12 protein-coding genes are annotated in these 10,977 nt (G+C 63.3%); 11 read left to right on the top strand and 1 reads right to left on the bottom strand.

The window, feature by feature from the left end; all coding sequences use genetic code 11:
- Nucleotides 1–200 precede the first annotated feature (200 nt).
- The 10 genes from JJB74_RS29760 to JJB74_RS29805 all read left to right on the top strand — a co-directional run bounded on the left by JJB74_RS29760 (nucleotide 201) and on the right by JJB74_RS29805 (nucleotide 9,429).
- Entirely contained in the window at nucleotides 201–491 is a 291-nt protein-coding gene (locus JJB74_RS29760; protein WP_200598188.1) for a hypothetical protein, read from the top strand.
- A gap of 205 nt (nucleotides 492–696) precedes the next feature.
- Nucleotides 697–1,326, top strand: coding sequence for a hypothetical protein (locus JJB74_RS29765; protein WP_200598189.1), 630 nt, complete (start codon nucleotides 697–699; stop codon nucleotides 1,324–1,326).
- A gap of 88 nt (nucleotides 1,327–1,414) precedes the next feature.
- Nucleotides 1,415–1,831 (top strand): hypothetical protein, encoded by a 417-nt coding sequence (locus JJB74_RS29770; protein ID WP_200598190.1) that lies wholly within the window; start codon nucleotides 1,415–1,417, stop codon nucleotides 1,829–1,831.
- Nucleotides 1,832–1,938: 107 nt separating this feature from the next.
- Nucleotides 1,939–2,268 carry a hypothetical protein gene (locus tag JJB74_RS29775; protein ID WP_200598191.1) on the top strand — a complete coding sequence of 110 codons (330 nt, stop codon included), beginning with the start codon at nucleotides 1,939–1,941 and terminating at the stop codon, nucleotides 2,266–2,268.
- 8 nt (nucleotides 2,269–2,276) lie between these two features.
- Nucleotides 2,277–3,692, top strand: a complete 1,416-nt coding sequence (locus JJB74_RS29780; RefSeq protein WP_234484972.1) for a TolC family protein — start codon at nucleotides 2,277–2,279, stop codon at nucleotides 3,690–3,692.
- A 12-nt stretch (nucleotides 3,693–3,704) separates the two neighbouring features.
- Entirely contained in the window at nucleotides 3,705–5,072 is a 1,368-nt protein-coding gene (locus JJB74_RS29785) for a multicopper oxidase family protein (RefSeq protein WP_200598192.1), read from the top strand.
- Between the two features lie 71 nt (nucleotides 5,073–5,143).
- A complete protein-coding gene (locus tag JJB74_RS29790) occupies nucleotides 5,144–5,491 on the top strand; it encodes a copper-binding protein (RefSeq protein ID WP_234484973.1) in 348 nt (115 codons plus the stop codon).
- Nucleotides 5,492–5,834: 343 nt separating this feature from the next.
- A complete protein-coding gene (locus JJB74_RS29795; protein WP_200598193.1) occupies nucleotides 5,835–6,164 on the top strand; it encodes a four-helix bundle copper-binding protein in 330 nt (109 codons plus the stop codon).
- 103 nt (nucleotides 6,165–6,267) lie between these two features.
- Nucleotides 6,268–7,002: a DUF4396 domain-containing protein gene (locus JJB74_RS29800; RefSeq protein ID WP_200598194.1), complete on the top strand. Its 735-nt coding sequence runs from the start codon at nucleotides 6,268–6,270 to the stop codon at nucleotides 7,000–7,002.
- A 36-nt stretch (nucleotides 7,003–7,038) separates the two neighbouring features.
- Entirely contained in the window at nucleotides 7,039–9,429 is a 2,391-nt protein-coding gene (locus JJB74_RS29805; protein ID WP_200598195.1) for a heavy metal translocating P-type ATPase, read from the top strand.
- A 314-nt stretch (nucleotides 9,430–9,743) separates the two neighbouring features.
- Here JJB74_RS29805 and JJB74_RS29810 read toward each other — a convergent pair whose 3' ends face one another.
- The gene (locus JJB74_RS29810; protein ID WP_200598196.1) at nucleotides 9,744–10,172 is read right to left on the bottom strand and encodes a hypothetical protein; all 429 of its coding nucleotides are present in this window, start codon (nucleotides 10,170–10,172) and stop codon (nucleotides 9,744–9,746) included.
- Between JJB74_RS29810 and JJB74_RS29815 the strand changes: the two genes are divergently transcribed.
- Nucleotides 10,171–10,623 carry a DUF411 domain-containing protein gene (locus tag JJB74_RS29815; RefSeq protein WP_200598197.1) on the top strand — a complete coding sequence of 151 codons (453 nt, stop codon included), beginning with the start codon at nucleotides 10,171–10,173 and terminating at the stop codon, nucleotides 10,621–10,623. The genes JJB74_RS29810 and JJB74_RS29815 overlap by 2 nt on opposite strands.
- Nucleotides 10,624–10,977: the final 354 nt, after the last annotated feature.

Below are 10,977 nucleotides of genomic sequence, written 5' to 3' on the forward strand. Positions count from 1 at the left end.
CCACGCGTTGACCAAACGCTCGCGGGGGCTGCGCCCACCTACGATCTGGTCCTACGATCTGGTTATCAGATCGAGCGGCCCATCCATTAACACCAGCAGCTTTGCGCCAGCGTAATCTCGCTAACAATTTTGTCAACTAAACGTATATTCGTGCGTTTATAGGCCAAGGCATTTCGCCTTGACAACAACTGGGGACATTCATGAAAAAAATTCTGCTGTGCGCAGCATGCTCGCTGTCGCTGATCGCTGCGGCACTGCCGCAAATTTCGTTTGCCGCCAATGCCGCCTGCGCGACCAAAGCCGTTGACAAGAATGGCAAACCCCTGGCGGGCGCCGCCAAGTCCTCGTTCATGAAGAAGTGTGAAGCGGATGGCGCGAAGGCAGCCGAAGCGAGCTGCCAGCCCAAGGCGGTCGACAAGAACGGCAAGCCGCTCGCTGGCGCGGCCAAGGCGTCGTTCATGAAGAAATGCGTGTCCGAGAGCGCCAGTTAAGTCGTCCACGATAGCTTGCCCCTTACTCAATCCGCCGCCCTGGCGGGCGACGCGTGCCGCGGTTCCATTGCCTGCGGCACGCGTTTTAATCGGGCAAGCCGGAACCTGCACCGCCAGTGAAAGTCGAACCGCGGCGCGCCGCGCCGGATACCGCTCACTCCGGCAGCGGCCTTTGCCCATTTTTTCTTTCGTGGAGGTGCGTCAGATGCGATTCATTCGGGCTGTGGCGGCATGCGGATGCCTGTGCCTGGCGACGTTCGGTTCCGCCCATGCGGCGCTCGTTGCCAATGGCGACTTTGAGACCGGCAATTTGTCCGGGTTTGCGATTTCCGCGGCCGGCGGCGGTTTCGTCGGTGTCGATGCCGAAAGCCCGCACACCGGGACCTACGGCGCCTTCTTTGCCGGCGTCGATCCCAATGCGCCCGATACGATCACGCAGACCATCGCCACCGTGCCAGGCAACAGCTACCTGGTCAGTTTCTTCCTGCAGAGCGAGGCCGCAAGCGCGCCGGACAATGCCTTTTCCGCGCAATTTGCCGGCGCTACGCTGCTGACGCTGTCCAACGATGCGGGCTTTGACTACCGCCAGTTTTCGCAGACCGTGGTCGCGGCTTCGCCGCAATCGCTGCTGAGCTTCACGGGTTACAACGCGCCGACGGCTTTCGATCTCGATGACATCAGCATCGTCGATGTGACACCGGCGGCCGTATCCCCATCCCCGTTACAGCCCTTGCCCGAGCCGGGCAGTGCGGCACTGTTGCTGAGCGGCGCGCTCGCCCTGCTGCGTCGGCGCGGCGCGAAGATTCAGAGCCAGGAACCAAGCGAATCCGCTTGACCTTGCCGTGGTGGGAGGCTTTAGAATCCCGGGCGTTGCCTTTGGATAAGCACTCTCGCCACGCGCCGTCAATCGCTGCCTCTAACGCATGAACCGCTTCCTCAAGACATTGCTGCTCTGGCTGTTGCTCGCCGCCCTGCCCGTCCAGGGCATGGCAGCCGCGGCCATGGCGGCTTGCGGTTCCACCGGGCACGGAGGCGCGGAAACGGCGCTGTCCGTTGAGCATCATCAGCATGAAGCGTCCATGGCGATGTCGAATCAGGGCATGCCTCATGATCACACCGTGTCGGACCCAGCCATGCACAAGGCGCATCACGTCAAGCACGGGGCCAGCGTCTGCGGCACCTGCGCCAATTGCTGTCCCGGCGCCCTTGCGTTGAGCCTGGCGCCCATCTCCATGCCACAGCGCGCCGCGGCTTTCGCACTGCCGGCATATCCTTCCCCGCTCCTCACCAGCTTCATTCCTTCCGCTCTGGAACGTCCGCCCAAACGTCTTGCCGCCTGATCGCGTACCGCGGCCGGAACCCGGAGGATGCTTAGGCGCATCCCGCGTTCCCGTCTCGCGGCATGGTTGGCGTGCGCCCGCGCGCCTGAACTATCGATTTCGAGGACATGATGTCGCTTACCCATTTACTCGCGGCGGCTGCGCTGCTGCCAGCGGCCGCCATCGCGCAGCAGGCGTTGCCGGACCCGACCGACCCGAACGCCGCGACAGCGGCACCCGCGTATGTTTCCGCCTTCAGCGATTACCGGGCCGCTGCCGATAGCAGCGCGGCTCCGGATGCCGTCTGGCGCCAGGCCAATGAGCAACTCGTCCAGCAGACCGAGCACGCCGGACATGGAGCCATGACCATGCCCGGCCCGGAGTCGCATGCTCCTGCGGCCGCTTCGGGCAATAACCGTCCCGCCCCGCATGCCGATCATGGCAGCCACCATCATTAGGAAACAGCATGCACATCACACCAAAGGCGGTCGCGGCAAAGCCGCTGGCCATGGCATTGTCAGCCTTGATCCTGACGGGCTGCGCAACGTTTTCCGAGGATGGCGGACTGGATACGGTCTCCGCCATGACGAAGACGCGCACCGGACAAGCCGTACAGCGCGCAAGCGCAGCCGACGACGCTGCCGAAGTCCGTCAAGCGGTGAACCAGCTTCTGCAGGAGCCGCTCACGCCGGACTCCGCAGTCCGAGTCGCCCTGATCAATAACAAGGGGCTGCAGGCCTCACTTGCCGAGCTGGGCATTGCTGAAGCGAATCTGGTCCAGGCGGGCCGGCTCAGAAATCCGGGGTTCACATTTTCCCGCCTGCGCGGTGGTGACGATGTCGAAATCGACCGCAGCGTCATGTTCGACTTCATTGGCCTCCTGACCCTGCCGGCGCGCATCGGCATCGAGAGCCGGCGCTTCGAGCAGGCAAAGCTTTTTGCCGCAGCCCAGGCCGTGCAGCTTGCCGCCGACACCCGGCGCGCCTATTTCAATGCAGTAGCGGCGCAACAGTCGGTACGGTATGCCGAGCAGGTTCTCGATGCGGCCCGGGCCAGCGCCGAACTCGCCGAGCGCATGCGCCGCGTGGGCAACTGGAGCAAGCTCGACGGCGCGCGCGAACAATCCTTTTACGCGGATGCGACGACGCAGCTGGCCCGCGCACGCCACAACGCCACAGCCGAGCGCGAGGCGCTCACCCGCCTGCTTGGCTTATGGGGCACGGCTGCCGCCGAGTACAGGATCCCCGAGCGCTTGCCGGATTTGCCCAAGGCGCCGCAGGAAGCGGCCGATATCGAGACGCTTGCGATGCAACAGCGCCTTGATGTGCAGGCGGTCAAGCGCAGCACCGAAGCCACTGCGAATGCGCTCGGGCTGACCCGGGCAACGCGCTTCATCAATGTCTTCGACGCCGGCTACATCAACAAGAGCCAGACCGGCGCGCCGCGCGAGAACGGTTACGAGGTTTCACTGGAACTGCCGATTTTCGACTGGGGCAGCGCCCGGACTGCCCGCGCCGAGGCGACCTACATGCAGGCGGTCCAGAGAACGGCGGATACCGCCATCCGCGCCCGCTCGGAAGTCCGGGAAGCCTATTCCGCGTACCGGACCAGCTACGACATCGCCCGGCACTATCGCGACGAGGTTGTCCCGCTGCGCAAGCGGATTTCCGATGAAGTTCTGCTGCGCTACAACGGCATGCTGGCGAGCGTCTTCGAGCTGCTCGCCGACGCGCGCGCCCAGGTCGGCGGCGTCAATGCCGCCATCGGGGCACAGCGCGACTTCTGGATAGCACAGACCAGGCTGGAAGCGGCAATCAATGGCAGCGGCGCCGGCGGCTCGACCCTGATGGGCAGCCCGGCACCAGGACAAGCACAAGACTGAAAGGGATAGGCAATGCTTACACGCAGAAATTTCCTGACCGGCGCAGCGACCATGGTGGGCGCTGGCGTAGTCAGCCGGGTCGGCGCGGCGTCCCTGCCCGACGCGGTCATGATGGACAACGCAGCGACGCAGGCTCCGCTCTCTCCATCCAATGGACGGCCGTACCACCCCGTCGTCACCCTGAACGGCTGGTCGCTGCCGTGGCGGATGAACAATGGCGTCAAGGAATTCCATCTGGTGGCCGAGCCTGTGGTGCGCGAGATCGCGCCGGGCATGAAAGCCAATCTGTGGGGTTACAACGGCCAGTCGCCCGGCCCGACGATCGAGGTGGTCGAAGGCGACCGGGTGCGCATCTTCGTCACCAACAAACTGCCCGAGGCGCACAGCATCCACTGGCATGGGCAGCGCCTGCCCAACGGCATGGATGGCGTGATGGGCCTGACGCAGCCCGGCATCCCGCCGGGCAAGACCTTTGTGTATGAATTCGTTGCGGCGCGTCCGGGCACCTTCATGTATCACCCGCATTCGGACGAGATGGTGCAGATGGCGATGGGCCTGATGGGCTTCTGGGTCACGCACCCGAAGAACCTGGACTTCATGCGCGTGGACCGCGACTTCGTGTTCCTGCTCGGGAATTACGACATCGAGCCGGGCAGCTACACGCCCAAGGTCAACACCATGCTCGACTTCAATCTCTGGACCATCAACAGCCGTGTGTTCCCAGGAATCGACTCGATGAACGTGCGCCAGGGCGACCGCGTGCGCATCCGCATGGGCAACCTGACGATGACGAATCATCCGTTCCATCTGCATGGCCACGAGTTCTTCATCACCGGCACCGACGGCGGCTGGATACGGCCGGAAGCGCGCTTTCCCGAAGTGACCATGGATATCGGCGTAGGCCAGATGCGCGCGCTCGAATTCATCGCCGACGCGCCCGGCGACTGGCCCTTCCATTGCCACAAGTCGCATCACACGATGAATGCAATGGGACACCAGGTGCCGACGATGATAGGCGTCGATCAGCGCGACATTGCACAGCGCATCAACCGCCTGGTGCCGGACTACATGGCCATGGGCGAGCGCGGCGGCGCGATGGACGGCATGGAAATGCCACTGCCGGACAACACGCTGCCGATGATGACCGGCGCAGGCCCCTTCGGCAACATCGAGATGGGCGGCATGTTCACCACGGTGAAGGTGCGACGCGACCAGAAGCCCGGCGATTACTCGGACCCCGGCTGGTACCGGCATCCGAAAGGCACGGTCGCTTACGAATGGGCCGGAGACATGCCTGCGGCAAGCAGCGCGCCGCAGGCGGACGCTTCCCCTTCGGGCGCTGAACTGCATGTGCGCAAGCCGCAGGGACACCGGCATTAAGCGTTTCGATGGCGATGCATCTGCAACGCCTTCGAACCACAGACAACCCGCTTCGATATCACTGACGCACCATGAAACTCGGAAAGACGACCACCATGACCTTCCTGGCAAGGACCCTGCTCGCCGCCTGGCTCGCCGTCTCATTCGCTGCAAGCAGCCATGCGCAAGCCACGCAGACCAGCGCGAGCGCTGATGAGGCCATGTCCTCCGGCGAAGTTCGCAAGATCGATCGCAGTGCCGGCAAGCTAACCATCAAGCACGGCCCGCTGCGCAATCTCGGCATGGGCGGCATGACCATGGCTTTCCGCGTGCAGGATCCGGCCATGCTCGATGCGGTGCAGGTCGGCGACCGCATCCGCTTCGTCGCGGAGCAGCCGAATGGACAACTGACCGTGACGCGCATCGAGAAGCAGAACTGAGATGTGAACCGAGAAGCAGGAACGGCGTGAGACCGTCCGGTTTCACGCCGCGATGTTGGAGCAGCAAACCGCATGGAAATCGTTTCCAGGCCGGCGCTCGTCTTTGACTATCGCATCCCGATTCAATCCGTGTTGATGCCCCTCAAGCGACAAAGAATTTGCAGACGGATTGCTGAACCAAGTCATCCCCGCGTTCTCTCAAACGCAGATGGTGTGTTCCTGCAAATGGAAATCGTGCTCATACGATTCCCGGGGACACAGGCTTGGGGCAGACGGGAAAGGAAGTCCCCGGAATGCTGTTTTGAAGTGAAGCACCTTGTCTCGACGTCAAACGGAGGACCTTATGGCAAACCAACAGTACGCATCCTGTATCGAGGCCTGCAACGCCTGCGCAAGCGCCTGCGACTTCTGCGCGGCATCCTGCTTGCAGGAGCAGGACGTGAAGATGATGGCGCGCTGCATCGCGCTGGACATGGATTGCGCGCAGATCTGCCGGCTTGCGGCCGGTTATATGGCACGCGGCAGCGAACATGCGAAAGCGATCTGCCGGCTATGCGCGGATATCTGCCAGACATGCGCCGATGAGTGTGGCAAGCATCAGATGAGTCATTGCCAGGAATGCGCGGCGGCTTGCAAACGCTGCGCAGAGGAATGCCGCCGCATGGCTGCCTGATACCCGTTGGAGAAATGGCGCCCGGTATGCGATAGCGCGGCATGCGCATCCCGGGCAATTCTGAACGCGGCATATTCCCTGCCGCCATACTTTGAGGTTCGCAATGGTGCCGTCCTGGCTGCACATCCTGTCGATACTCATCCTTGCGCTGGGCTTGCTGTGCGCGGCGATAGTACTCGTCGATGTCATTCGTCACCCGCAGCACATGGGCATCATGAACATCGTATGGCCGGTGACTGCCTTGTTCGGCACGCTCATTACCGTCTGGGGATACTTCCGCTATGGCCGCCTCGCAAGCAGCGAAGCCATGATGCGGGCAAAGAAGGCGGGCAAGGAGCCGCCCAACAAGACCGACACGCCTTTCCCCGCCATGGTGGCCAAGGGCGCGTCGCATTGCGGCAGCGGCTGCTGCATCGGCGACATCTGCGCGGAATGGCTGGCCTTCGCGGCGCCGGGTGTTGCGGTCTGGTTCGGCTGGCACAGCATCTTCAGCGAGAAGATGTATGCGGTCTGGGTGCTGGACTTCATCTTCGCCTTCGTGCTCGGCGTCGCGTTCCAGTACTTCACCATCGTGCCGATGCGCCACCTCGGCAAGCTCGAGGGCATCTGGCAGGCGCTCAAGGCCGATACCCTTTCGCTGACGGCATGGCAGGTCGGCATGTACTGCTTCATGGCCGTCGCCAATTTCTGGTTGTTTCGCAAGGTGCTGGGCGTAAGGCTTGAGGTCAACAGCCCGGAGTTCTGGTTCATGATGCAGATCGCGATGATCTGCGGCTTCATCACCAGCTATCCGGTGAACTGGTGGCTGTTGAAGAGCGGCATCAAGGAAAAGATGTAGTGTGCCGAATGCAGCAGGCAAACATGGAGGCCGGGCGTGAAGAACGAATCGCATCACCATCATGAACATGGCGCGCCCGTGATCGAAGGCGCCCACGGGTATGACGAACGCGGTGAAAGCGGCACGGCGGCCACGGACGCGCCTTACACCGACCCCGTGTGCGGCATGAAGGTCGGCCCGGACCCCGACAGGGAAATCGCTTTCAAAGGCCAGACCTATCACTTCTGCAGCAGGCGCTGCATGGACCGGTTCCAATCCGATCCGCAGGCCTATGTCGACACCCGTCCCGGCGACGCGCAAGCCGGCGCGGCGCCGGCGGGCACGATGTACACCTGCCCCATGCATCCGGAAGTGCGACAGAGCACGCCCGGCGCCTGCCCGATTTGCGGCATGGCGCTCGAGCCCGAAATGCCATCGCTGGAAGACAGCGAGAATCCCGAGCTCGTCGACTTCCGGCGCCGCTTCTGGTGGACTTTGCCGCTGTCGCTTGCGGTATTCGCGCTGGCCATGTTCGGACACCTGCTGTTTCCGCAGGGTTTGCGCGGCCAGAGCTGGATCGAATTCGCGCTCAGCACACCGGTGGTTCTCTGGGCGGGATGGCCCTTCTTTACGCGCTGGTGGCAATCCATCGTCAAACGCCGTCCCAACATGTGGACCCTGATCGGCACCGGCGTGGGCGCGGCATATTGCTACAGCATCGTCGCCACCGTGGCGCCCGGCATCTTCCCTGCCGGCTTTGCCGCGCATGGGCGGGTAAGCGTGTATTTCGAAGCGGCGGCCGCGATCATTTCGCTGACGCTGCTCGGCCAGATGCTCGAGCTGCGCGCACGCTCGCAGACATCGGCGGCAATCAAGTCGCTGCTGGCCATGGCGCCGAAGACGGCGCGGCGCATCCGGGCCGACGGCGCCGAGGAAGATGTGCCGCTGACCCATGTGCATGTCGGCGATGCGCTGCGCGTGCGTCCCGGGGAAAAGGTGCCGGTCGACGGCGCAGTGCTGGAAGGCGAAAGCGCAGTCGATGAATCCATGCTGACCGGCGAGCCGGTGCCGGTGACGAAACGTCCCGGCGACAAGCTCGCCGGCGCGACGCTGAACACCAGCGGCAGCCTGGTCATGCGCGCGGAGAAGGTCGGCTCGCAGACCATGCTTTCGCAGATCGTGCAGATGGTGGCCAATGCCCAGCGTTCGCGGGCGCCGATGCAGCGCCTGGCCGATGTCGTGGCCGGCTATTTCGTGGTCGTGGTCGTCGGCATCGCCGCGCTGACACTGCTTGGCTGGGGCATGTTCGGACCGGAGCCGAGCTGGGTCTACGGTTTCGTCAACGCCGTTGCGGTGCTGATCATCGCCTGTCCCTGCGCGCTCGGTCTGGCAACGCCGATGTCCATCATGGCCGCAACCGGACGCGCCGCCACGCAGGGCATCCTGTTCCGCGATGCCGCGGCGATCGAAAGCATGCGCAAGGTCGATACGCTGATCGTCGACAAGACCGGCACGCTCACTGCAGGCAAGCCGGCCTTTGACCGGGTCGTCGCCGCCGAAGGGTTCAGCGAGGCGGATGTACTGCGCATTGCCGCCAGCATCGACCAGGGCAGCGAGCATCCGCTTGCCCATGCGATCGTTGCCGAGGCGCGCCGGCGCGGGCTATCGCTCGACAAGCCGGAAAGCTTCGAATCTTCGAGCGGCATCGGCGTGCGCGGCATGCTGGCGGGACAGCCCATCGCCCTGGGCAACACCGCGCTCATGGATGCCGAGAACATCGATTGGCATCCGCTGGCGCAGCAGGCGGAAGGACTGCGCAGCGAAGGCGCCAGTGTCATGTACCTGGCATCGGGCATGCGCCTGGTCGGCCTCATCGCCGTATCCGACCCGGTGAAGGACAGCACTCCTGAAGCCCTGCGCGCATTGCGTAGCGCGGGCCTGAAAGTGGTAATGGCAACCGGGGATGGACTTGCCACCGCGAAGGCGGTAGGCAAACGGCTGGGCATCGAGGAAGTGCATGGCGAGGTCCGGCCGGAGACCAAGCTGGAGCTGGTGAGAGGACTGCAGCGGCAGGGCAAGGTGGTGGCCATGGCTGGCGACGGCATCAACGATTCGCCGGCGCTGGCCGCGGCCGACATCGGCCTGGCCATGGGAACAGGCACCGATGTGGCGATCAATTCGGCCCATGTGACCCTGGTGAAGGGCGACCTGCGCGCGATTGCGCGCGCGCGCAGCTTGTCCGAGGAAACGGTGCGCAATATGTATCAGAACCTCGGCTTTGCCTTCGTGTACAACGCGCTCGGCATTCCATTGGCCGCAGGTCTGCTCTACCCGATCACGGGCCATTTGCTGTCGCCGATGATTGCCGCGCTGGCCATGAGCCTGAGCTCGGTTTCGGTGATTACCAATGCGCTGAGGCTTAGAAATAGCAAGGAACAGGCCGCATGACCGCTTGTCGCAGCATTCGTGGACACGGTTGCTTTTGATGCAGGTCAATCGAATTCGGCAAGCCGGTCAATACGATGAATTGGCATGCATGTCCGCACCTGCAAGGTGCTTCGTCCCGGATTCGCTTTCTTCGCAAGGAGTCACAAATGAAACCTCTACACAGCAATCTCGGTTCGCTGCTCGTCGGCCTTGTCGCGGCCGCGTCCCTGGCTGGATGCGCAGCGACACAGCAACAAGGCAGGGAGCCGGCCTCGCAAGGCGGCATCACGCAGCAGGAACACCAGGCGCATCACCCGCAAGATGCCGCACCGCCTTCAGGCACAGCGGCACAGGCGGCGCCGGATGTGCGAGGCGGGATGATGGGTGGTGGCCAGGGCATGATGGGTCAGGGAGGCATGATGGGCGGCAGCCAGGGCATGATGGGTGGCGGGCAAGACATGATGGGCCAGGGAGGCATGATGGACATGAAGTCCATGTGCGAGCTGTACCAGAGAATGCGCAATGCCGGAACGCCGCAGGAGCGCAGTGCAATGATGGATCGCGCCATGGGAAACATGACACCGGAAATGCGGCAGCGACATCTGGAGATGATGGAGCGGCAATGCAGATGGCGCTGCACGACCGTGAGCGTCGCGGCGCAAGCTGCAGACCGTTCCGATGATGAAAGTTGGCACGGTTTTCCCACGCTTGTCACATCTGAGAGAGAATCGCTCTTCCTCAACCGCCATGTCGAAAACACTCATGCAACGTCGCACATTGCTGCAAGCCCTTCTGCTGACCGCCTTGCCGGTCCCTGCCCTGACCCGCGCTGCCACCGCGCCGCAGGTCGATGTCTACAAGAGCGCCGGCTGCGGCTGCTGTGAAGGATGGATCGAACATCTGCAAACCAGCGGCTTCACGGTCAAGGCGCAGGATGTTGGCGATACCGGCGCCTATCGCAAGAAGTTCGGCATTCCGGAGGCGCTGGGTTCCTGTCATACCGCACTCGTGCAGGGTTATGCGCTCGAAGGCCATGTGCCGGCGGCAGACATCAAGCGCCTGCTGGCGGAAAAGCCCAAGGCCAGGGGACTGGCGGTGCCGTCCATGCCGATGGGAAGTCCCGGTATGGAAGGACCGCGCAAGGATCCGTACGACGTGTTTTTGGTTAAGGCCGATGGCAGTACATCGGTGTACCGGCACTATCCGCAGAGCTGAGCTGGCGCCGCGCTCGGCCTTGGACGTGTGCCCTTGGTCCAAGCTTTCGTGGGTTAGGCTGCCACGCCAGCCTTTTCAAGGTCGCCGCGCGGTAACTGCTGCATTGGTTGCAATAGCACTATGCTGCAGGGGTGCGAGGCTGCGGCCAAGGTACGGGACGTTCAGGTCTGCCTTTACAGTTGCCGTTGCCGTTGCCGTTGCCGTTGCCGTTGCCGTTGCCGTTGCCGTTGGCTTTTGTCGTTGCCGTTGCTTTTAATCCCGTTGATCGCGCCGTGGCGCCGGGCCCTGAAGCGGATAAGGTGCGGCGTCTGTCTGAGCGAAGCGCAGCGTAGCGAGTTTAGCCGCGCCCCGCTT

The sequence above is a fragment of the Noviherbaspirillum pedocola genome (genome assembly GCF_016632335.1).
Taxonomy (GTDB): domain Bacteria; phylum Pseudomonadota; class Gammaproteobacteria; order Burkholderiales; family Burkholderiaceae_D; genus Noviherbaspirillum_A; species Noviherbaspirillum_A pedocola.